This is a genomic window from Enorma burkinafasonensis (assembly GCF_902150035.1).
Taxonomy (GTDB): domain Bacteria; phylum Actinomycetota; class Coriobacteriia; order Coriobacteriales; family Coriobacteriaceae; genus Enorma; species Enorma burkinafasonensis.
In genome coordinates, this window is the sequence record NZ_LR597508.1 from 46,189 (window position 1) to 66,912 (window position 20,724).

General features: G+C 67.2%; 20 protein-coding genes, 2 tRNA genes and 1 other RNA gene. 15 read left to right on the forward strand and 8 right to left on the reverse strand.

Annotated features, from left to right (window positions below):
- The first annotated feature begins 140 nt into the window (after positions 1 to 140).
- The 5 genes from FS885_RS06080 to FS885_RS06100 all read left to right on the forward strand — a co-directional run bounded on the left by FS885_RS06080 (position 141) and on the right by FS885_RS06100 (position 6,033).
- Positions 141 to 1,754, forward strand: a complete 1,614-nt coding sequence (locus FS885_RS06080; protein WP_144744183.1) for an ABC transporter substrate-binding protein — start codon at positions 141 to 143, stop codon at positions 1,752 to 1,754.
- A 141-nt stretch (positions 1,755 to 1,895) separates the two neighbouring features.
- On the forward strand, positions 1,896 to 2,912 hold the full coding sequence (locus tag FS885_RS06085; protein ID WP_144744184.1) for an ABC transporter permease: 1,017 nt from the start codon (positions 1,896 to 1,898) through the stop codon (positions 2,910 to 2,912).
- 5 nt (positions 2,913 to 2,917) lie between these two features.
- Positions 2,918 to 3,874: a nickel transporter permease gene (gene nikC, locus FS885_RS06090; RefSeq protein WP_144744185.1), complete on the forward strand. Its 957-nt coding sequence runs from the start codon at positions 2,918 to 2,920 to the stop codon at positions 3,872 to 3,874.
- A 5-nt stretch (positions 3,875 to 3,879) separates the two neighbouring features.
- Positions 3,880 to 4,929 (forward strand): ABC transporter ATP-binding protein, encoded by a 1,050-nt coding sequence (locus FS885_RS06095; protein WP_144744186.1) that lies wholly within the window; start codon positions 3,880 to 3,882, stop codon positions 4,927 to 4,929.
- Positions 4,930 to 6,033 carry an ABC transporter ATP-binding protein gene (locus FS885_RS06100; protein ID WP_144744187.1) on the forward strand — a complete coding sequence of 368 codons (1,104 nt, stop codon included), beginning with the start codon at positions 4,930 to 4,932 and terminating at the stop codon, positions 6,031 to 6,033.
- Positions 6,034 to 6,770: 737 nt separating this feature from the next.
- Here FS885_RS06100 and ssrA read toward each other — a convergent pair.
- The 7 genes from ssrA to FS885_RS06135 all read right to left on the reverse strand — a co-directional run bounded on the left by ssrA (position 6,771) and on the right by FS885_RS06135 (position 13,457).
- Positions 6,771 to 7,138, reverse strand: a transfer-messenger RNA (tmRNA) gene (gene ssrA / locus FS885_RS06105).
- 119 nt (positions 7,139 to 7,257) lie between these two features.
- Positions 7,258 to 8,550, reverse strand: a complete 1,293-nt coding sequence (locus FS885_RS06110; RefSeq protein ID WP_144744188.1) for an aminotransferase class III-fold pyridoxal phosphate-dependent enzyme — start codon at positions 8,548 to 8,550, stop codon at positions 7,258 to 7,260.
- A 99-nt stretch (positions 8,551 to 8,649) separates the two neighbouring features.
- Positions 8,650 to 9,630 (reverse strand): acetylglutamate kinase, encoded by a 981-nt coding sequence (gene argB / locus FS885_RS06115; RefSeq protein WP_144744189.1) that lies wholly within the window; start codon positions 9,628 to 9,630, stop codon positions 8,650 to 8,652.
- 121 nt (positions 9,631 to 9,751) lie between these two features.
- Complete coding sequence (gene argJ / locus FS885_RS06120) at positions 9,752 to 11,017, reverse strand: bifunctional glutamate N-acetyltransferase/amino-acid acetyltransferase ArgJ (RefSeq protein WP_144744190.1); 1,266 nt, start codon at positions 11,015 to 11,017, stop codon at positions 9,752 to 9,754.
- 118 nt (positions 11,018 to 11,135) lie between these two features.
- On the reverse strand, positions 11,136 to 12,203 hold the full coding sequence (gene argC, locus FS885_RS06125; RefSeq protein ID WP_144744191.1) for an N-acetyl-gamma-glutamyl-phosphate reductase: 1,068 nt from the start codon (positions 12,201 to 12,203) through the stop codon (positions 11,136 to 11,138).
- A 95-nt stretch (positions 12,204 to 12,298) separates the two neighbouring features.
- Positions 12,299 to 13,168 (reverse strand): patatin-like phospholipase family protein, encoded by an 870-nt coding sequence (locus FS885_RS06130; RefSeq protein WP_144744192.1) that lies wholly within the window; start codon positions 13,166 to 13,168, stop codon positions 12,299 to 12,301.
- Positions 13,169 to 13,381: 213 nt separating this feature from the next.
- Positions 13,382 to 13,457 (reverse strand) — tRNA-Val (locus tag FS885_RS06135).
- Positions 13,458 to 13,625: 168 nt separating this feature from the next.
- Between FS885_RS06135 and FS885_RS06140 the strand changes: the two genes are divergently transcribed.
- The 10 genes from FS885_RS06140 to FS885_RS06185 all read left to right on the forward strand — a co-directional run bounded on the left by FS885_RS06140 (position 13,626) and on the right by FS885_RS06185 (position 19,523).
- The gene (locus FS885_RS06140) at positions 13,626 to 14,537 is read left to right on the forward strand and encodes an HAD hydrolase family protein (RefSeq protein WP_144744193.1); all 912 of its coding nucleotides are present in this window, start codon (positions 13,626 to 13,628) and stop codon (positions 14,535 to 14,537) included.
- A 30-nt stretch (positions 14,538 to 14,567) separates the two neighbouring features.
- A complete protein-coding gene (murI, locus tag FS885_RS06145) occupies positions 14,568 to 15,500 on the forward strand; it encodes a glutamate racemase (RefSeq protein WP_144744194.1) in 933 nt (310 codons plus the stop codon).
- Positions 15,501 to 15,578: 78 nt separating this feature from the next.
- Positions 15,579 to 16,319, forward strand: a complete 741-nt coding sequence (gene rph, locus FS885_RS06150) for a ribonuclease PH (protein ID WP_144744195.1) — start codon at positions 15,579 to 15,581, stop codon at positions 16,317 to 16,319.
- An 11-nt stretch (positions 16,320 to 16,330) separates the two neighbouring features.
- On the forward strand, positions 16,331 to 16,981 hold the full coding sequence (rdgB, locus tag FS885_RS06155) for an RdgB/HAM1 family non-canonical purine NTP pyrophosphatase (RefSeq protein WP_144744196.1): 651 nt from the start codon (positions 16,331 to 16,333) through the stop codon (positions 16,979 to 16,981).
- A complete protein-coding gene (dtd, locus tag FS885_RS06160; RefSeq protein ID WP_144744197.1) occupies positions 16,978 to 17,424 on the forward strand; it encodes a D-aminoacyl-tRNA deacylase in 447 nt (148 codons plus the stop codon). Before rdgB ends, dtd begins: the two co-directional genes overlap by 4 nt.
- 141 nt (positions 17,425 to 17,565) lie before the next feature.
- Positions 17,566 to 17,862 (forward strand): Veg family protein, encoded by a 297-nt coding sequence (locus FS885_RS06165; RefSeq protein ID WP_144744198.1) that lies wholly within the window; start codon positions 17,566 to 17,568, stop codon positions 17,860 to 17,862.
- Positions 17,852 to 18,742: a 4-(cytidine 5'-diphospho)-2-C-methyl-D-erythritol kinase gene (ispE, locus tag FS885_RS06170; protein WP_144744199.1), complete on the forward strand. Its 891-nt coding sequence runs from the start codon at positions 17,852 to 17,854 to the stop codon at positions 18,740 to 18,742. Before FS885_RS06165 ends, ispE begins: the two co-directional genes overlap by 11 nt.
- 37 nt (positions 18,743 to 18,779) lie before the next feature.
- Positions 18,780 to 18,856 (forward strand) — tRNA-Pro (locus FS885_RS06175).
- A gap of 140 nt (positions 18,857 to 18,996) precedes the next feature.
- On the forward strand, positions 18,997 to 19,311 hold the full coding sequence (locus tag FS885_RS06180) for a DUF6442 family protein (RefSeq protein ID WP_144744200.1): 315 nt from the start codon (positions 18,997 to 18,999) through the stop codon (positions 19,309 to 19,311).
- Positions 19,312 to 19,316: 5 nt separating this feature from the next.
- Positions 19,317 to 19,523: a helix-turn-helix transcriptional regulator gene (locus FS885_RS06185; protein WP_144744201.1), complete on the forward strand. Its 207-nt coding sequence runs from the start codon at positions 19,317 to 19,319 to the stop codon at positions 19,521 to 19,523.
- A 29-nt stretch (positions 19,524 to 19,552) separates the two neighbouring features.
- Here the strand turns inward: FS885_RS06185 and FS885_RS06190 are convergent, their stop codons facing one another.
- A complete protein-coding gene (locus FS885_RS06190) occupies positions 19,553 to 20,722 on the reverse strand; it encodes an ATP-binding protein (protein WP_144744202.1) in 1,170 nt (389 codons plus the stop codon).
- Between the last annotated feature and the right edge of the window lie 2 nt (positions 20,723 to 20,724).

Genomic DNA, 20,724 nt, shown 5'->3' on the forward strand with positions numbered 1-20,724 from the left:
ACTTTAGCAAAATAAAGCAATTCTTCGGGTTCGGCTCCCCAACTGCGACGGGGACGGCTACACTTATTGACACTGTGACAGCTACGGCATCCGCCCGTGGCGTCGCGGGGGAATGTCGTCCCAAGGATAAGGGGGCTAATATGTCCATCATGGAGATGTCGCGCCGTCGCTTCGTCGAGGCCATGGGCGCGGTCAGTGTTCTCGGCGCCACCGGTCTGGCCGGCTGCGGCAGCCAGCGCGCCAGCGAGGCGGGCTCCGGTTCCGGTTCCGCCAGCGGTATCGCCGATACCATCACCTTCGCCCAGGGTGCCGACCCGCGCGGTCTCGACCCCGCCTACGTCGACGACGGCGAGTCCGCGAAGGTCATGTCCAACATCTACGACACCGTGCTGCGCTACGACGTAGAGACCTGCGACGTGCTCCCGAGCCTCGGCGAGATGCCCGAGATCTCCGAGGACGGCCTCACCTACACCTTCAAGATCCGCGAGGGCGTGAAGTTCCACGACGGCACGGACTGCGACGCCGCCGCCATCGTGACCTCGATCACCCGCCAGCTCGAGCCGCAGCGCACCGAGGACATGCCGTACGCGTCCTTCGTGTTCGGCTCCGAGGACACCAACACCGGCATCGCCTCCATCGAGGCCCCCGATGCCACCACGCTCGTCATCACCCTGCGCGCCCCGTCGACGCCGTTCATCAAGAACATGGCGATGACCCTCGCCGCGCCCATCGTGGCCCCGTCCTCCATCGAGGCCGGCGACTCCAACGAGAACCCCATCGGTTCCGGTCCCTACAAGTTCGTCTCCTGGACCAAGGGCGACAGCATCGTGCTCGAGGCCAACGAGGACTACTGGGACGAGGAGCGCATGCCGCAGACCAAGAACGCGGTGTTCCGCATCATCGCCGAGAACTCCTCGCGCGTGACGGCCCTGAACAACGGCGAGGTCGACATGATCGACGGCATCGACGCCTCCGTGGTCGACACGATCACCGACGCCGGCAACGAGCTGTTCGACGAGGACGGCATGAACATCAACTACATGGCGTTCCGCAACGACTCCGGTGTCTTCACCGACATCGAGGCCCGTCGCGCCTTCTGCCAGGCGGTGAACGTCGAGGAGATGGTCCAGAGCCTGTACGGCGACTACGCGGGCGTCGCGAACTCCGTCATGCCGCTGTGGATGGCCCCCTATGACGAGGACATCCAGCAGACCGCCTACGACCCCGAGGCCGCCAAGGCCAAGTTCGCCGAGCTGGGCATCACGAGCTGCACCATGCTCACCTACACCAACGTGCGCCCCTACAACTCCATCGGCGGCCAGCCGCTCGCCGAGGCCATCCAGGGCTACCTGCGCGACGCCGGCGTCGAGATGGAGATCGTCTCCTACGACTGGACGACCTACAAGACCAAGGTCGAGACCGACGCCTTCGACTGCTGCCTGTACGGCTGGGTCGGCGACAACGGCGACCCCGACAACTTCATGAACCTGCTTTCCGACGAGAGCGTGTCCATGAACGTCGGCCGCTTCCGCAACGAGGAGTACAACGCGCTCATCCAGCAGGGCCTCGAGACGCCCGACGGCGATGACCGCGACGCGATCTACAAGCAGTGCGAGCAGATGGTCGCCGACCAGATGCCGTGGATGCTCATCAGCCACTCCAAGAACCTCGCCGCGTACGCGCCGACTATCAACAACTTCTACTATCACCCGACGGGAGTAGTGCACCTGGAGCTCATCACTAAGACCGCCTAGGTTTTGGCATCGCGGGGCGAACGCGTATAATTGTTAGTGTTTAACTGCTAAAACGGGGCCGGGCGCCTTGCCCGGCCCGTTTTGGTGAAGGATGGAGCCGGTACCCGGTGCTGGCCCGGATAAGGAAAGGAGGTAGACGACGTGCTGAAATACATCTTCAAGCGCATCTTGCTGGCGATCCCCGTCCTTCTGGGCGTGTCGATCCTGGTGTTCCTCATCATGCGCGTGTTCTCGGCCGACCCGGCGCCTGTCGTGCTCGGCCAGCATGCGACGGCCGAGGCCATGGAGGCATGGCGCGAGGCGAACGGGCTCAACGACCCGATCGTCGTGCAGTACTTCGACTTCCTCACGGGAGCGCTCACCGGAAACCTCGGTGAGAGCTACTACACCCACACCCCGGTGGTACAGGAGCTCATGAGCCGCTTCCCGGCGACTGTCGAGCTCGCGCTCGTCGCGATCGTCATCGCGACGGTGGTCGGCATCGTCTTGGGCGTCGTCTCCGCGGTGCACAAGAACACGTTCATCGACGGCGTGTCGATGGTCTTCGCGCTCATCGGCGTGTCGATGCCCATCTTCTGGTCGGGCATCCTGATGATCATCCTGTTCGCCGGCGTCCTGCACGTGCTGCCCTCGTCGGGCCGCATCGACCCGTTGCTGGCGCCCGTGGGCGGCACGGGGCTCTACCTCATCGACACCCTGCTCTCGGGTGACTTCGAGGCCTTCGGCGACGCGCTGAGCCACATCATCCTGCCCGCGCTCGCGCTATCGCTGTACTCCATGGCGGTCATCACCCGCATGACCCGCTCGAGCATGCTCGATACCCTTAACGAGGACTATGTGCGCACCGCGCGCGCCAAGGGCCTGCGCCGCGGCCGCGTCAACCGGCACCACGCCCTGCGCAACGCGATGCTGCCCGTCACGACGGTCATCGGCCTGCAGCTGGGCAGCCTGCTCGGTGGCGCCATGCTCACCGAGACGGTCTTCGCCTGGCCGGGCATCGGCAAGTACGTGGTCGACTGCATCCTGAAGTCCGACTTCCCGGTGGTCCAGGGCGCGGTCCTGCTCATCGGTGTGATCTTCATCGTCATCAACCTGGTGGTCGACGTGATCTACGCCTATCTCGACCCGCGCATCAAGTACTCGCAGGAAGAGGGGTGATCCACATGGCAGAGCTCATAAACGACGCGGCCGTGCTTCGCGAGGAGGAGCCCGCGCCCTCCCAGGTGCCGCCCGAGGCGCCCGAGGGCGGGCGCGCCGCCCAGAAGCCAGAGTCACTCTGGAAGGATATGTGGTACTCGCTCACGCAGAACAAGCCCGCCATGGTGAGCCTCGTGATCATCGCGCTTCTGGTGGTCATCGCCATCGTGACGGCGATCGCCCCCCAGGTGCTGCCCTGCGACCCGTACCAGCAGGACCTCTCGCAGTCGTTCCAGGGGCCCAGCGCCGAGCACTGGTTCGGCACCGACCAGCAGGGTCGCGACATCTTCAGCCGCATCCTCATCGGCAGCCAGATCTCGCTCACGGTCGGCCTGCTCTCGGTCGCGATCTCGCTCACGGTGGGCGTGGCGCTCGGCGCCATCGCCGGCTACAAGGGCGGCATCGTCGACACGATCATCATGCGCTTCATGGACATGATGCTCGCCATCCCGTCGATCTTGCTGGCCATCGCCTTCATGGCGGCGCTCGGCCGCGGCATCGACAAGGCGATCATCGCCATCGGCTTCGTCTCGATCCCCGAGTACGCGCGCATCGTGCGCAGCCAGATCCTCGCGGTCAAGCAGACCGACTACGTGGCGGCCGCGCGCGTGATCGGCGACTCCGACTTCACGATCATCTTCCGCCATGTGCTGCCCAACGTGCTGCCCTCGATCATCGTCCGCGCGACGCTCGGCATCTCGGGCGCCATCCTCGACGCGGCGGCGCTCGGCTTTCTGGGCCTGGGCGTGCAGCCGCCGGCGGCGGAGTGGGGCGACATGCTGGGCCGCGGCCGTAACTACATCTTCCGCGCGCCGCACGCGATGATCTTCCCCGGTCTCGCCATCACCATCACCGTGCTCGCGTTCAACCTGCTGGGTGACGGTATCCGCGACGCCTTCGACCCCAAAGCAAGGAAGCGGTGATACGCATGGCATTGCTTGAAGTCAAGGACCTCGTCACCGAGTTCCCCACGCGCAAGGGCATCGTCCGCGCCGTGAACGGCGTGACCTTCTCCATCGACCGCGGCGAGATCCTCGCCGTGGTGGGCGAGTCGGGCTCGGGCAAGAGCGTGACCTCGCTGTCGATCATGGGGCTGCTCCAGGATCCCGGCCACGTGGCGTCCGGCTCCATCACCTTCGACGGGAAGGACCTGCTCGCTGTGAGCGAGCGCGAGATGGAGGCCATCCGCGGCGACCAGATCTCGATGATCTTCCAGGAGCCCATGACGAGCCTGAACCCCGTGTACCGCGTGGGCGACCAGATCGTCGAGGCCATCCAGACGCACACGGACATGAACAAGAAGGACGCCTGGGCGCGCGCGGTCGAGATGCTGCGCGTGGTGGGCATCCCCAGCCCCGAGGAGCGCGCCCGCGACTACCCGCACCAGATGTCGGGCGGCATGCGCCAGCGCGTCATGATCGCCATGGCGCTCTCGTGCGACCCCAAGCTTCTCATCGCCGACGAGCCCACGACGGCGCTCGACGTGACGATCCAGGCGCAGATCCTGGACCTCATCTACAAGCTGCGCGACGAGTTCAACATGGCCGTCATGCTCATCACGCACGACCTGGGCGTCGTCTCCGAGGTCGCCGACCGCGTCGTGGTCATGTACTGCGGCCAGGTGGTCGAGGAGGGCGAGAAGGTCGAGCTGTTCGACTACCCGCTGCACCCCTACACGCTCGGCCTCCTGCGGTCGATCCCGCGTCTCGAGGACGAGCAGTCCGAGCGTCTCTACATGATCAAGGGCTCGGTGCCCAACGTCCTCGACATGCCCTCGGGGTGCCCGTTTTCCGACCGCTGCGACCGCTGCTTCGATCGCTGCCGCAAGGAGTGCCCCGAGCTGCGCGCGGTGCCCGGTACCGACCGGCGCGTCCGCTGCTTCCTGTACGACGATCCCGCCGAGGTCGAGCGTGCGCTGGCGACCCAGCAGGAGCGCGCCATGCGCTCGGTGGGAGCTACCGAGGAGGAGGTGCGATAGATGGAAAACGAGACCCTGCTCGAGGTACAGCACCTCACCAAGAGCTTCGTCGCCGACAGCAACTTCTTCGGCAAGCCGACCTCGTTCGTGCAGGCCGTCGATGACGTGAGCTTCTCCATCAAGAAGGGCGAGGCCTTCGGCCTGGTCGGCGAGTCCGGCTGCGGCAAGAGCACCATCGGCAAGATGCTCGTCGGCCTGCTCAAGCCCACGAGCGGCAAGATCATCTTCGAGGGGCGCGACATCACCGCGCTGCCGCACAAGGAGCGCCGCAAGCTCTGCAGCGATATCCAGCTCATCTTCCAGGACCCGTACGCGAGCCTGAACCCGCGCATGACGATCGGGCAGATCGTGGCGGAGCCCATCAAGACCAACAGGCTCCTGCCCGCAGACAAGATCGACGCGCGCGTGGACGAGCTGCTCGAGCGCGTGGGCTTGGCGAGCTACATGAAGAACCGCTACCCGCACGAGTTCTCCGGCGGCCAGCGCCAGCGCGTGGGCATCGCCCGCGCCCTCGCGGTGAACCCCAAGCTCATCGTCTGCGACGAGCCGGTCTCCGCACTCGACGTGTCCATCCAGGCGCAGGTGCTGAACCTGCTTGACGACCTCAAGGACCAGTTCGGCCTCACGTACCTGTTCATCGCCCACGGCCTGAACGTCGTGAAGCACATCTCGGACCGCGTGGGCGTCATGTACCTCGGTCGTCTGATGGAGATCGCGCCCAAGAACTCGCTCTACCACGAGCCGCTCTGCCCGTACACGCAGGCGCTGCTCTCGGCGATCCCGAGCCCCAACCCGCACCTGCAGCGCAAGCGCATCATCCTGGAGGGCGACGTGCCGAGCCCCATCGACCCGCCGGCGGGCTGCCGCTTCGCGGGCCGCTGCTTCGCGAAGGTCGGCGCCTGCGAGGTGGGCGCCCCCGACCTCACCGAGGTCCTGCCCAACCACATGTGCGCGTGCCATCGCTACGCGAACGTGGCCGAGGAGGACGTCCTGCGTGTCGCCCGCGGGCTGCAGTACGACGCGGCGCGCCCGACCTACGGCCGCGGCAAGGTCGACGTGAACGCCGACCCCGTGGTGGCCGCGAAGAAGAAGGCCGCCGAGTAGCGCAGGGGCGCGACGCCCCGCCGGCGTCCTGCCGTCCGATTCGAGCAAGCGGGCCTCTGCCTCCGATGGGGTAGGGGCCCGCTTCGTCGTGCGGGGGCGCAGGGTGGCGGCATGCGACGGCATCCGACACTATGGGCGCATCCGCAAATCAATCGACCTCGCGCATCCACAAGCGTGCGCCTGCGATCCGACCGATTTGCGCGCGTTCACGAGGGCGTGCCTGCAATCCGATTGATTTATGCATGTCCATGAAACCTATCTGCAATTCGATGAAAAAGTGCATGGATTATGCCGTTCATTGGTTGATCGAATTGCGCAGTAGATGCCTAAGTTCTATAAAACACCAGCTAGGCGCTTTGCTCAATTTCCTCCCCTCGGAGTGCTTTTGTTCATTTTTCAATCGAATGGTATCAGGTGCAACTCGCTGTTCAAATGAACTGCGAATGGCGCTATTTCTGCAACTCGCTCTTCAAATGAATGGTGAATTGCAGGCGTCCGTTGCGCTCGCATGGTGCGGGGGGCATGGCTGCCGAAAGGAGGGGCGCGCGACCTCGCCGGCGCTCGTCGGTCGCTCCGCGCAGGCCACGCGCATGCCGGTTGCCCCAAGGCGGCAGCGAGCCGACCCAAAGCAAAACGGGCCTCCCGCCTGCGTTGAGGCGAAAAGCCCGTGTCACGGTTGGTGGAGCTGGATAGCAAAAGGGCGAACCCTCCAGCGAGAAGTTCGCCCAATTCTCTTGTGGTGGAGCCGCGGAGAATCGAACTCCGGTCCACGAAAGCCCCCTGATCGGCATCTCCAGGCTCAGTCGCTGGTTTAGTCTCGGACGCCTTGCGCGCAGCGACACGCTCGCGGCGTCCCAACCGGTTCGGTCTTAGCCCATACCATACCGATCACGTGCATGGGAGCATTCCCCTGAAATGACACCGCGCCCGGGGCGGGGAACTCCCGGGTTTGGCGTGCCGCTAATTAATTAAGCAGCAAGAGCCAGCTGGGGCTCGTAAGAAGAATTCTTGTCAATTCTTTTTGACAGCACCCCTGTTTAACGTGGCGAGGAGACCACGGCCTGCTTCCTCTCTCAGAGCTATCGCGTCGAAACCAGTCGGCCCCGAAGGCGGTCTGGCGGACCCGCGGCGCATGCCGCCGGTCCTGCTCGACCTGTCAAGGTACCCACCGCCCGCGCGGTGTGGACATGCAGCATACCACTGCCGCCCGGCGCGCTCAAGCTCTTACCCGTTTTGCCGCAGCCTATGCGCGAGGGCGCCGGCGAGCAGGTCGACGTCCTCGGTGGCGCAGATGAGCGGGGGCAGGAACCGGAGCGTGCGCGCGCCGGTTGCATTGACCACGAAGCCGTCGTCGAGGAGCGCCGCCACGACATCGTGCGCATCGCCCGCCTCGGGCGCGAGGTCGCACCCGATCATGAGGCCGCGCCCGCGCACCTCGGTGACGCCGGGGACGGCGCGCAGGCGCTGCATGAGGTAGCCGCCCACCTCGGCGGCGCGCTCGCCGTAGGCGTCGAGCACGAGCTCGCAGAGCACGGCCTCGGCAGCGGCCATGGCGAGGTCGCTCCCGCCGAAGGTCGAGCCGTGGTCGCCCGGCCGGAACGCCTCGGCAACCTCGCGGCGCGCCACGCAGGCGCCGACGGGCACGCCGCCGGCGAGCCCCTTGGCGAGGCTCATGATGTCGGCCTCGATGCCGAGCGTCTGGATCGCGAACGGCGCGCCGCAGCGGAAGATGCCCGCTTGGACCTCGTCGGAGATGAGCACGCCGCCCACACCGTGCACGAGCTCGTCTGCCTTGCGGACGAACTCCCCGGTGAGGGGATGCACGCCGCTCTCGCCCTGGATGGGCTCGATGAGGACGGCGCAGATCTTGGAGCCGTTCGCGTCGAAGATGGCGCCGAGCTCGTCGAGGTCGTTGGGCGTGCAGGCGATGAAGCCGCCCGGCAGGGGCCGGAAGGGATCCTGCAGGCGGTCCTGCATGGTCGCGGCCAGCGTCTCGAGCGTGCGCCCGTGAAAGCCGCCGCGCAGGCACACGACCGTGTCGCCGCCGTTGCCCGTGCGGCGCGCGTAGAGCCGGGCGAGTTTGAGGGAGCATTCGTTCGCCTCGGCCCCGGAGTTCGCGAAGAAGGTCTGCCAGACCTGCTCGCCCTCTTCCGCCCGCGCGGCCTCCTCGATCGCGTGGGCATCGCCCGAGCGCAGGGCCCGCGCGAGGGCGCCCGCGCCCGCCATGTCGCCCATCGCGAGCTTGGAGAGCAGGGCGGCGACCTCGGCTCGGTGCGCGATGTGGTAGTAGTTCGAGACGTGCAGGAGCCGCTCGGCCTGGCGTTCGATCGCCTCGACGAGGACGGGGTGGCCGTGCCCGAGGCAGCAGACGCCGATGCCGGCGAGGAAATCGAGGTACTCCCTGCCGGTGTCGTCGTAGAGCCTCATGCCCGCGCCGCGGGTGAACATGACGGGCAGGCGGCCGAAGGTGTGCATGATGTAGGTGTCGTCGAGGTGCTGCTGCTGTGCGAGGTCCATGGAGGGTTCCTGTCTCTTTGCGGTGGGGGAGGGTGCGGGCGAGGGCTGGTTGCGGGCCGCGGCGGAGGTGCGGGGCACGGCGGATGTGGCCGCCGCGCGTCACGCGACGGGTACCGGCCCGTCCTCTGCGACGTCCTGCGAGAGGCGCGCCGCGAAGGGCCCCACGGGATGCGGGTGCCGGTCGAACTCGTAAGCCTCGGGCGTGGCGTGCATCACGGTCCCGATGCCGGCGTCGGTGAGGAGCTCGAGCAGCAGCGCGTGCGGGGTCGTGCCGTTGATGATATGGGCGCGGAAAACCCCATGGCGCAGCGCGTGCGCGCAGGAGCGGAGCTTGGGGATCATGCCCTTCGCGGCCGTGCCCCCCGCGAGCAGTGCCTCGGTCTCCTCAAGCGTGAGGTTCGAGATGAGCGAGCCCTTGTCCTCGAAGTCGGCGTAGAGCCCGTCGACGTCGGTGAGGAAGATGACCTTGTGCGCACGGAGCGCGGCGGCGACATGGCCGGCGGCGACGTCGGCGTTGACGTTGAAGAAGCCCCCGTCATCGCCTTGGGCGACCGTCGCGACCACGGGGATGTACTCGTTGTCGAGCAGGCATTCGAGGTAGTCGGCGTTCACCTGCACGATGTCCCCCACGCGCCCGAGCTCGGGGTCGAGCTGCGTGGCGACGAGCGTCCCCGCGTCCGCGCCGGACACACCCACGGCCACGGTGCCGTGCCGGTTGAGGGCGGCGACGAGGTCGGAGTTGACCTTGCCCACGAGGACCTCGCGCGCTACCTCCATGACCTCGGGGGTGGTCACGCGCTGGCCGTGCGCGAACGTCACGGGAAGGTCGAGCTTGCGCGAGGCCTCGCTCACCGCGGAGCCGCCCCCGTGGACGATCACCACGCGCGCGCCGATGATCTTGAGCAGGAGGATGTCGCTCATCACGTCGTCGCGCAGGCGCTCGTCGACCATGGCGGCGCCGCCGTACTTGATGACGACCGTCTTGCCGGTGAGGTTCTTCACCCAGGGGAGGGTCTCGAAGAGCAGCTCGCCGACCTTCTCGTTGGCATGGGGGTCGGTGGTGTCGCGTGCGAATTTCATGGCGGTCCTTCCGGGATGGGGCGTTCGGGTTGAGCGGATCTGGCCGGGTGCGCGCGGCACCCGGCTCCGGGATGCGGGCCCCTTGTGGGCGGGACCGCGCTCCTATGGCTTGTACAGGGGGTTACGAGCGGTAGTCGGCGTTGATGGAGACGTAGTCGTGGGTGAGGTCGCAGGACCATACCGTGGTTTTGGCCGACCCCGCGCCGAGGTCGCAGGAGATGACGATCTCGGGCGCCTCGAATCGTCGCAGGGCCTCGTCCTCATCGAAGGGCACGGCGAGCCCGTCGCGGCAGACCGGGATGCCCATGATGTCGATGGAGACGCGATCCTGGTCGAAGGCAGCGCCCGACTTGCCGAGCGCGCAGGCGATGCGGCCCCAGTTGCAGTCGTGTCCCGCGATGGCGCACTTGACCAAGGGCGAGTTGGCGACGGCGCGCGCGGCAACGTCCGCGTCGGCGCCGTCGGCGGCGCCGTCGACGGTGACCGTGACGAGCTTGGACGCGCCCTCGCCGTCGGCCGCGATGGCGCGCGCGAGCGTCTCGCACACCACGTACAGGGCCCGCTCGAGCTCGTGGTAGGCGTCGCTTTCCGGCTCGATGGGCGCCGCGGCCCGCGCGGCCGCGCCCGAGGCCATGAGCACGCAGGTATCGTTGGTCGAGGTGTCCGAATCGACGGTCACCTTGTTGAAGGTCTCCCCGATGACCGAGCTGAGCAGGCCATGGAGCGTCTCGGGGGCGACGGGGGCATCGGTGGTGACGATCGCGATCATGGTCGCCATGTTGGGCATGATCATGCCCGAGCCCTTGACGCACCCGCCGACGGTGAACGTGCAGCCCAGGTACTCGAGCGCCTGCGTCTCGTAGGAGACGGCATATTCCTTGGGGTGCGTGTCGGTGGTCATGATCGCGCGCGCGGCGTCGGCGCCGCCCTTGCGCGAGAGCGCGTCCACGGCGAGCGGGACGCCGGCCTCGAACGGGTCGATCGTGAGCGGCTGGCCGATGACACCGGTCGAGGCGATGATGACCTCGTCGTTCTCGCAGCCGAGCACCTGGGCCGCGATCTCCGCCGAGGCGCGGGCGACCGCGCGGCCTGCCTCGCCGGTGGCGGCGTTGGCGTTGCCGGAGTTCACCATGACGGCGCGTGCGGTCCCGCACCCCGTCCCGCCGAGGCTCTCGCGGCTCACCGCGACCGGCGCGGCGCAGAAGCGGTTCGTGGTGAAGACGGCGGCTGCGGGGCAGGGCTCGTCGGCGACGACGAGCGCCAGGTCGGGCCGCTCGGGGTTTTTCCTGAATCCGGCGTGGACGCCTGCGGCCGTGAAGCCGAGGGCGCTCGCGACCCCTCCCTGCGGGACGGCGCGGATGGTCGCATCGAACTGTTCCATATCCATAAGATCTCTCCTGGGTTCAAGAGTCGGAAAAGCGGCTGCCCGCACGGCACCTTCCAGTGTACCCGGGGTGCCGTGCGGGTAACGTCCCCGCGCGTGTCGGAGGCGCGGCGGGGGCGCATCAGACGGGTAGCGCGCAGAGGGGCAACCCTCGTCGCTCGTCGAGCCCGAACACGATGTTGGCGCACTGGACCGCCTGGCCGGCGGCTCCCTTGCAGAGGTTGTCGATGGCGCCGATGGCGATGAGGGCGCCCACCCTCCGGTCGATTGCGAGCCCCACCTCGCAGATGCAGGTGCCGGTGACGGAGTCGGTGCGCGGGGTGCGTCCGGGGTCGAGGACCCGCACGCAGGGGCAGCCCTCGTAGACCTTGCGGTAAGTGGTAACCGCCTGCCCGTCATCGAGGTCTCCTGCTGCTTCCCCCAGCGGGATGGTCACCGTCGAGAGCAGCCCGCGCTTGAGCGGCGCGAGATGCGGGGTGAAGACCACGCGGTCCGGGATGCCGAGGATCTGCTCGATCTCGGGCGTGTGGCGGTGCCGGCAGACGCCGTAGGCCTCGACGTTTCCCGCCACGCCGCAGAAATGCGTGCGCGCGCTCGGCGTCTTGCCCGCCCCGGTCACGCCGGAGATGGCGTCGACGACGATGGGCCCGCGTTCCGCTGCCCAGCCGGCCCGGATCGCGGGCGCCGCGGCGAGCGACGTGGCGGTGGGGAAGCAGCCGGCGCAGGCGACAAGCGCCGGGCGTCCCGCCGCGCGCTCGGCGCGGGCGCGCAGGAGGTCCTCGGCGAAGAGCTCCGGCAGGCCGAAGGCGCGCGTGGCGAGGAGCTCCGGCGAGGTGTGGGGAACGTCGTACCACCGCTCGTAGGCGCGCGCGTCCGCGAGCCGGTAGTCGGCGGAGAGATCGATGACGGTGACGCCCTGCGCGAGCAGCGCGGGCGCGATCTCGAGCGCCTTGGTGTGCGGCACGGCGAGAAACACCGCGTCGCAGGCGGCGAGGGCCGGGTCGTCGTGGTCGGTGAAGGAGAGGCCGCACGCTCCGGCGAGCGCCGGGTACGCCTCGGCGACCGGTACGCCCGCATCGGTCGAGGAGGTCGCGACGGCGAGCGAGAAATCGGGATGGGCGATGAGCAGGCGCACGAGCTCGATGCCCGCGTACCCCGCAGCGCCCACGACCCCTACGCGGTAACCCATGCCGTCCTCCCTATCAACATGAATAAACAGAGCTTCGATATCAGTTGATATGGAAGAATAGCACGGAATATGAGCGATAACGTATTTGTAACAAACTACGCCGCGAACGCCCGGATCCGCTCGATGAGCCGCGCTGCCTCCTGGCGCCCCTGGATGTAGAGGTCGAGCAGCTTGGCGGGGTCGCGCTCCACGTGGCCCACCTCGACGGGGCGCGGCGGGGCGATGACGAGCGCGCGACCGGCGTCCTCATACGCCCAGATGCGCTCGCGCTGCTCGTTATAGCGCTCATGGCGCGTCTCGAGCGCCTCGAGCAGGTAGGGGAACTCCGCATAGCGCGCGCGTGCCGGCGCCATGAGGTCGTAGGGCGCCTTCACGTAGGAGCGGTGCTGCGTGAGCACGACGATGGCGCGGGAGTAGCCCTCGTCCTCGAGCACGTGCTCGACGGGCACGGAGTCGGCCACACCGCCGTCGAGGTAGAGGTGGCCGTCGAGCTCGACCGACTGCGTCATGAGGGGCAGCGAGGTGGTCGCCCGCACGATATCGATGTCCAGCACGGCGTTTCTCACCTCGAGGTAGGCGGCGGTGCCGAAGAGGATGTCGGTCGCCGTCGCGTAAAGGCGCATCGGGTTGGCGAGGAAGGTCTCGTTATCGAAGGGGTCGAGGCGGTCCTGCACGTCGTTCAGCATGAAGTCGTAGCCGATGAGGCTGCCCGTGGCGGTGAGCGACTTGGCGCCGATGTAGCGCCGGTCGTTGCAGAAGGCGAGGTTCACGCGGTTGGCGCGGCCGATCTGGCGGGACTTGTAGTTCAGGCCGATGAGGGCGCCGGCCGAGACACCGTAGCAGGCGGGCACCTCGATGCCGCGCTCGAGCATCACGTCGATGACGCCGGCGGTGAACTGGCTGCGGAAGCTCCCGCCTTCGAGGACGAGGGCGCACTTCCCGGTATGCTCGGCTTTGGTGTGCATGGGTGCCTCCTCATCGCATGCCGCGCGCGGCGCGATATCCGTTTCCATTCGCTTCTTCTACCACAAACGGCCCCCGTTCATACCGCGCGCTCGCCACCGGCGAGTGGCCTGCAGGCGGAGCGGGGGGAGCGCGGGCTCTCGGGCCTCCCGCGCGGTAAACGACAGACGCCCGGAAGCCGGGGTGACCGGCACCGGGCGCCTGCGTGCTCGCTCTGGTGGGCGATGAGGGATTCGAACCCCCAGCCTTGTGCGTGTAAAGCACCTGCGCTAACCGTTGCGCCAATCGCCCGTGCGTACAGAGTATAGCCTAAGTCGCCCTGCCGCGGGCTTGCGCGGGCGCTCCCTACGGAAATGCGGTGGCGCTTCGCGCGCGAGCGTGTCCGCAGGCGGCTTCGCTCGGTATGATAGGGGCGATGGGGCGGAAGCGGCCGCCCCGCGGGTTCCCAGCGGAGGATACATGCCTGAGAATATCGCCTTTCTGCCGGAGGTGGCGACCGGTGAGCTGCGCGAGCGCCTGGCGAACGTGCGCTACGTCTTCAGCGACCTGGACGGCACGATGTACGGCCCGGGCTCCTGCGTGCTGTCGAACGCGGCGGGCGAGCACAGCCTGTCCTTCGTCTCGGCGCTGCTCGACCTCAAGCGCCTCGGCATCGAGGTGATCCCCTGCTCGGGGCGCAACCGCTCGATGCTGCACGAGGACACGCGCCTTCTGGGCCTCAACTCCTATATCGGCGAGATGGGCGGCATCCTCATGCTCGACCGCTCCAAGAACGACTGGGAGTACTACACCGCCGATATGGCCTTTGACCCCGCCTCAGGGCTCACGCCCCACGAGGTGATCGAGCGCACCGGCGTGTGCGACGAGTTCTCGGGCCGCTGGCCGGGGCTTCTCGAGTACCACAACGACATGTCGACGGGCTACAAGTACCGCGAGGTGACCGTCGGCCTGCGCGGCGAGATCCCCGACGAGGAGGCGCGCGCCCTGCTCGACGCCTGCGGCGTGGCCCTCGACTGGGCGGACAACGGCTACCTGAACTACATCTCGGCGCCCACGACGCTGAGGCTTCCCGAGGGCGTGCCCGGCCGTGCCTTCAACATCATGCCCAAGGGCCTCAACAAGGGCCGCGCCATCAAGCGGTTCTGCGAGCTTCGGGGTATCGACCCGGCCGAGACCCTCGCGATCGGCGACGCGACCTCGGACTACCTCATGGCGGACTACACGGGCATGTTCCTGCTGGTAGAGAACGCGCTCGGCAACAGCGACGTCGAGGGGTTCCTGGCGAGCCATCCCGACGCGCGGGTCGTGCGCGGGCGCATCGTCGACGGCTGGGTGCGCGCGATGCGCACGCTGGTCGAGGCACAGGGCTAGGGTCGGCCGAGGAGCGCGAAGGAGGCTGACATGCCGCTTCATACGACTTCTCCCGCCGACGTGGCGGGGGAGCGGGTCACGGCGCCGGCGGGCGACACGCGCCCTATCGGCGTCTTCGATTCCGGTCTGGGCGGGCTCACCGTGGCGCGCTCGATCGCGATGGCGCTGCCGCATGAGTCAATCTACTACGCGGGCGACACCAAGCGCTGTCCGTACGGCCCGCGCGCCGAGCACGAGGTGCGCACCTTCGCCATGCAGGCGGCGCGCTGGCTCGAGCAGCACGACGTCAAGATCATCGTCATCGCGTGCAACACGGCCACGGCCGCGGCGCTGCGCATCGCGCAGCAGACGCTCGCGGTGCCGGTCATCGGCGTGATCGCGCCGGGAGCGCGCGCGGCCATCAACACCACGCGCACGCGCAAGGTCGGCGTGCTCGCCACTGAGCTCACCGTGAGGTCGGGCGCCTACACGCGCGCCATCCAGGATCTGGATGCCGGCGTCGACGTGTACGGCTGCCCCGCGCCGAGCTTCGTCGAGATCGTCGAGCGCGAGCTCGCGACCGGGGCGCACCTGCAGGAGCGCTGGCTCGAGAACGGCGACATCTTCGACACGCCCGAGATCCGCGCCGAGGTGGCTCGCACGCTCGAGCCCATCACCGAGAGCGAGGTCGACACGGTGGTCTTGGGCTGCACGCACTTCCCGCTGCTCGCCGGCCCCATCAGGGCGGCGCTCGGCGAGGGCGTGCGCGTGGTCTCGTCGGCCGAGGAGACCACGCGCGAGCTCACCGACATCCTGCGTCGCCGCGACCAGCTCGCCGGCGAGGGCAACCGGCCGCTGCACCGCTTCGCGACGACGTCCGACAACATCGCCGAGTTCGCCGCCGCGGGCAGCTTCATCTTCGGCCAGCCGCTCAAGAGCATCGAGCACGTGAGCAACGCCGAGCTCGAGCACGTGTACCGCTAGGCCGATCGGCGCGCCTCGAGGCACGCCGCCTGCGGCGGTCCCGTGCCGCCGCTGTCAACACCGTGAAAGGGGATTCCCATGGACTACATCGAGATCGACCGCGCCGGCGGCCGCGCCCTAGACGAGATGCGCCCCGTGGCGCTCACACGCGACGTGCTCAAGCACGCGCTGGGCTCCTGCCTGGTCGAGTTCGGCGACACGCGCGTGCTGTGCGCCGCGACCATCGAGGAGGGCGTCCCCGGGTGGCGCAAGGCGAGCCGCGCCGGTTGGGTGACGGCCGAGTACGCCATGCTCCCCGCCTCGACGGGCCGCCGCACCGCCCGCGAGCGCGGCAACCGCAAGGGCCGCTCGATGGAGATCGAGCGCCTCATCGGCCGGAGCCTCCGCACCGTGACCAACATGCGCATGCTCGGCGAGTACACGGTCACCGTCGACTGCGACGTGCTCCAGGCCGACGGCGGCACGCGCACGGCATCCGTGACGGGCGCCTGGGTTGCCCTCCACGACGCGCTCATGGCCTGGGTCGAAGCGGGCAAGATCGCGCGCCTGCCGCTCACCGGCCAGGTGGCGGCCGTGTCCATGGGCGTGGTCGACGGGTGCGAGCTGCTCGACCTCGACTATCGCGAGGACTCGCGCGCCGAGGTGGACATGAACCTCGTGGCGACCGACACCGCCGAGATCGTCGAGATCCAGGGCACCGGCGAGCGCATGCCGTTCGACCGCGCGCGGCTGGCCCGCCTGCTCGATTTGGGCGACAAGGGCATAGCCAAGCTGATCGAGCTCCAGAACGAGGTCACGGCGTTCCGTGACGACGACTAAAGGAGGCCCCCATGGCGCTCGATAGGATCGATTCGGCGGAACTCGACCCGGCGCGCACCGTCGTGGTCGCGACCGGCAACGCCCACAAGCTCGTGGAGATCGAGACGATGCTCTCGGCGGCGCTCCCGGGCATGAGGTTCGTCGCCCTGGGGCAGCTCGGGGACTTCGAGGACCCCGAGGAGACCGGGACGACGTTCGCCGAGAACGCCGTCATCAAGGCGCGGGCCGCCGTCGATGCGACCGGGCTCGCCGCGGTGGCGGACGACTCGGGCCTCATGGTCGACGCGCTCGACGGGGCGCCGGGCGTGTACTCGGCGCGCTACGCGGGCGTCCACGGCGACGACGAGGCGAACAACGCCAAGCTGCTCGCCGCCCTCGAGGGCGTCGCCGCCCCCGCCCGCACGGCGCGGTTCGTGAGCTCCATCGCCTTCATCGAGCCCGACGGAGCGGTGACGATGGGCGAGGGGACCTGCGAGGGGACGGTCGGCACGGTGGGCCGCGGCGAGCACGGGTTCGGCTACGACCCGTTGTTCCTGCCCGCCGACACGCCGGGCAGGACCATGGCCGAGCTCGAACCGGACGAGAAGAACGCCATCAGCCACCGGTTCCATGCGCTGCAGGACCTCTGCGCCAAGCTCGCCGAACGGGGCGAGCGCGCATGAGGGCGGTGGTCCAGCGCGTGACCCGCGCGAGCGTGACGATCGACGGCGCGGTGACGGGCAGCATCGGGCAAGGCTACCTCATCCTCTTGGGCGTTGGCGCCGCCGACACGGCCGCGGAGGCCGAGCGCCTCTGGAAGAAGGTCTTCGCGCTGCGCCTCATGGAGGACGAGGACGGTAAGACCAACCGCTCGCTCGCCGACGTGGACGGCGACGTGCTCGTGGTCTCGCAGTTCACGCTCTATGCCGACTGCCGGCGCGGCCGGCGTCCCTCGTTCACGGCGGCGGGCGACCCGGCCCACGCGAAGGAGCTCTACGAGCGCTTCGTGGAGCTGGCGCGGCAGGACGTGACGCACGTGGCGACGGGGACCTTCGCGGCCGACATGAAGGTCGAGCTCGTGAACGACGGCCCGTTCACCATCGTGCTCGACACCGACGAGCTGTAGGCTGTCGCCGGCCGCCTGCCTGCTGCCGCACGCTGGCCGGGGCTGGCGCCGCGGAGAGATTCCTGCTACAATTCATCTGTTTTGTCTACCGTGGGGGTACTATGCCCCTTGATCGCGTCACGCCTGCAGGAGGTCTTATAGATGGAAGAGCTCGCAGTCAACCACGTCGAGGAGATCCACGAGAAGCTGACCCAGATGGTCGGCGATCGGGTTAAGGTCAAGGCCAATATGGGCCGCACGCGCGTGGTTGAACGCATGGGTACCATCAAGACCGTCCATCCCGCCGTCTTCATCGTGGAGGTCACCGAGCGCCGCGGCCGCACCTCCCGCCAGAGCTACCAGTACGTCGACGTGCTCACCGGCACGGTCGAGCTGTTCGACCCCGAGACCGGCGAGCACATCTTCACGCCGCTCGGCAACCAGCTCGATGAGCACTAGGGGCATCGCGGTCTCGGCTCCCGCCAAGATCAACCTCTACCTGGGTGTCCACACCCTCAAGGACGAGCGCGGCTACCATCGCGTCGACTCGGTGATGGCGGCCCTCGATTTGGTGGACACCCTCACGTTCGATCCTGCCGACGGGCTCTCCGTCGAGCTCGTTCCCGCGATCGACCTGCCGCAGGAGAAGAACTCCGTGTACCGCGCCGCGCGTATGCTCGGCGACGCGTTCGGGCGCGAGCCGTCCTTCCGCATCACGGTCAAGAAGCGCATCCCGCTGCGCGCCGGTCTGGGCGGTCCTTCCGCGGACGCCGCGGCGGCGCTCGTGGGACTCTGCCGCCTGTGGGGCATCGAGCGGACCGACGCCCAGGTGCTCGAGATCGCCCGCTCGCTCGGCGCGGACGTCCCGTTCTTCCTGCACGGGCCCCTCGCGTACTGCGCGGGCGCCGGCGACGAGCTCGCCGAGCTCATGGAGCCGCTCGCGGGGCTGCCCGTCGTGCTCGTCCAGCCCGCGGGCGCGGGCGTCACGGCGGCCGAGGCCTATGCCCGCTTCGACGCGGATCCTGTTCCCGTCCCGCCGCTTGAGGAGCTGCTCGAGGTTCTGCGCGCGGGAGACGCCGACGCGGTCCCCGCGCTCATCGCGAACAACCTCGCCCCCGCCGCCTGCGCCGCCGAGCCGGCGATCGAGGACGTCGTCTCGTGGCTCCGCATGCAACCCGGCGTGCGCGCCGCCCAGGTGACCGGGTCCGGCTCGTGCTCGTTCGCGATCTGCGCCGCCGCCGCGGACGCGCGCTCCATCGCGGCCGCCGCCCGCACGCACGGCTGGTGGGCTTGCGCAGCAACGATGGAGAAGTCGGGACCGACCGTCACGGAGTGCTAGCATCTGCGTCCGTGTTCTGCTACTATAGCTTTCGCTTCGGGTTGTGGCTCAGTTTGGTAGAGCACCGCGTTCGGGACGCGGGGGTCGCTGGTTCAAATCCAGTCAACCCGACCATCGTATCTGAACAGGCCAGAGTGGGTGTCCGCTCTGGCCCGTTTGCGTTTCAGGTCCTTTCATATGGCGAGGTTGCCAAGAAAACTTTGCATGTCTATCATGAGTGGTGACAACAAAACTTGGCATAGGGAGGAGACGGCATGGATAGGGAAGAGATCCTCGCCCAAAGCCGTAGGGACAACCGCTTCCAAGACGAGCGCGACTGCCGTATCGCGGATCAAGCGAGCGTATGGGGCGCCATCGGCATGGCCTCCATCCTCATCGCGGTCTTCCTCATCCGCTTCTTCCTACGGGGCGAGGACCCCTATGACCTGCTCGCGATAGGGTTCGCCTACCTTGCCGCGGCAAACGCCTACAAGTGGGGCACCACCAGGGCCAAAGGGGCGCTCGCGGTGGCGGTCCTGTGCGCGGCTATCTCCCTTGGATGGCTGTGGTTCTACGCGATCGAGGGCTGACGTCCATGAGAGAGTCGCTCGTCCTCAAGAACCGCTTGCGGGAGGCGCGCTCCGCGCGGGGCCTCTCGCAGGCGCAGCTCGCCGCGCTGGTGGGCGTGTCCCGCAACACGATCAGCTCCATCGAGACGGGGCAGTTCAGCCCGACCGCCAAACTCGCGCTCGTTATCTGCATTGCCCTGGACAAGAAGTTCGAAGACCTGTTCTACTTCTGAGACCTATGCGACCTATGGACGCGGTGGTATCAATATGTCATCCCGAACATCCAAAGCGGAATGACGTTGCCGTAGCCGTATTCGATATCGTCTTTGACCACGTAGCCCTTTTCGGCGTCGCGAATTTGACGTTGGCCTTTGCTCCTTCCGCCGACTTCAAAAGTCATGCCGTCAATCAGGAAGTCTGCAAGGGACGAGGTGGTGACCAAGTTTTTGACGCGGGTCTGGTTGAAGAAAAACGTCTCGCGGACGTTTCCGATGTCCTCCGAACCGTCGCTCAGGCAATACAGGATATTGGTATTATCGAGGTAGACTTTGTCGGGCTTCCCGAGGGCGCCAAGACAGTGCGCGCCCGTTTTCGGCTGTGCGATCATTCCCGCTTTCTCAAGATACAACAGATAGTCTTCAACGTTGTTCCGACTGATGCCGAGTTTGCTACCCAGCTGCGCCATATTGGGTTTGAATGGGGCGAGAGTGCTTACTGTTGCCATCAGTCGCTTGAGCTTTCTACCTGTAGCGGTGGTCATGCCTGCATATTGGGGGATGTCCACCTCTAGCGTGCGCGTGATGACCTGGTTTAGCTCGATCGAGAAGTCCTCGTCTGCGCCGAAGGGATAATATCCACGGCGCAGATAGTCTCGGAACAGGGGGAGGGGATGTTCGATGCCCGAGACGCGTATCTGATGGGTAAGGATTTCCTCGAGCGTCTGAGGCTTTATTTCAATGCCGTGGCGGATAGCGAGGTACTCTCGAAACGAGAGACCCTGCATCACGTATTTCGGTGCTCGACGGCTGAGGTCTGCCTCGCCTTTCTCGATATCAAGCACCGATGATCCGGTGAAATAAACATGCAGGTTGGGCAGAGCGTCATACATCATCTTGAGCTCGCGCGACCAGTTGGGGTACTTATGTACCTCGTCGATGAATAGGAAGCTGCCGCCGTTTTTCACGAAAGCGTCGGCTGTATCAAAGAGCGTATGGTCGGAGAAATACATATGGTCTGCTGACACGTACAGGGTATCGTCGAGGGAATGGGATGAGCGAATGCGCTGGAGGAAGAGCGTTGTCTTGCCAACGCCACGAGGTCCCACAAGGCCGAGCATATGGTTGTCCCATGCGATTGTGTCGTAGATATAGCGGCGATATCCCAACTCAACGTTATCGAGCTGACGCTGCATGAATTCGAAGAGGCGCTCCATCT

Coding starts and splice junctions, on each gene's coding strand:
- FS885_RS06080 (WP_144744183.1), top strand. CDS start 141: ATGTCCATCATGGAGATGTCGCGCCGTCGCTTCGTCGAGGCCATGGGC.
- nikC (WP_144744185.1), top strand. CDS start 2,918: ATGGCAGAGCTCATAAACGACGCGGCCGTGCTTCGCGAGGAGGAGCCC.
- FS885_RS06095 (WP_144744186.1), top strand. CDS start 3,880: ATGGCATTGCTTGAAGTCAAGGACCTCGTCACCGAGTTCCCCACGCGC.
- FS885_RS06100 (WP_144744187.1), top strand. CDS start 4,930: ATGGAAAACGAGACCCTGCTCGAGGTACAGCACCTCACCAAGAGCTTC.
- FS885_RS06110 (WP_144744188.1), bottom strand. CDS start 8,550: ATGGACCTCGCACAGCAGCAGCACCTCGACGACACCTACATCATGCAC.
- argB (WP_144744189.1), bottom strand. CDS start 9,630: ATGAAATTCGCACGCGACACCACCGACCCCCATGCCAACGAGAAGGTC.
- argJ (WP_144744190.1), bottom strand. CDS start 11,017: ATGGATATGGAACAGTTCGATGCGACCATCCGCGCCGTCCCGCAGGGA.
- argC (WP_144744191.1), bottom strand. CDS start 12,203: ATGGGTTACCGCGTAGGGGTCGTGGGCGCTGCGGGGTACGCGGGCATC.
- FS885_RS06130 (WP_144744192.1), bottom strand. CDS start 13,168: ATGCACACCAAAGCCGAGCATACCGGGAAGTGCGCCCTCGTCCTCGAA.
- FS885_RS06140 (WP_144744193.1), top strand. CDS start 13,626: ATGCCTGAGAATATCGCCTTTCTGCCGGAGGTGGCGACCGGTGAGCTG.
- murI (WP_144744194.1), top strand. CDS start 14,568: ATGCCGCTTCATACGACTTCTCCCGCCGACGTGGCGGGGGAGCGGGTC.
- rph (WP_144744195.1), top strand. CDS start 15,579: ATGGACTACATCGAGATCGACCGCGCCGGCGGCCGCGCCCTAGACGAG.
- rdgB (WP_144744196.1), top strand. CDS start 16,331: ATGGCGCTCGATAGGATCGATTCGGCGGAACTCGACCCGGCGCGCACC.
- dtd (WP_144744197.1), top strand. CDS start 16,978: ATGAGGGCGGTGGTCCAGCGCGTGACCCGCGCGAGCGTGACGATCGAC.
- FS885_RS06165 (WP_144744198.1), top strand. CDS start 17,566: ATGGAAGAGCTCGCAGTCAACCACGTCGAGGAGATCCACGAGAAGCTG.
- ispE (WP_144744199.1), top strand. CDS start 17,852: ATGAGCACTAGGGGCATCGCGGTCTCGGCTCCCGCCAAGATCAACCTC.
- FS885_RS06180 (WP_144744200.1), top strand. CDS start 18,997: ATGGATAGGGAAGAGATCCTCGCCCAAAGCCGTAGGGACAACCGCTTC.
- FS885_RS06185 (WP_144744201.1), top strand. CDS start 19,317: ATGAGAGAGTCGCTCGTCCTCAAGAACCGCTTGCGGGAGGCGCGCTCC.
- FS885_RS06190 (WP_144744202.1), bottom strand. CDS start 20,722: ATGGAGCGCCTCTTCGAATTCATGCAGCGTCAGCTCGATAACGTTGAG.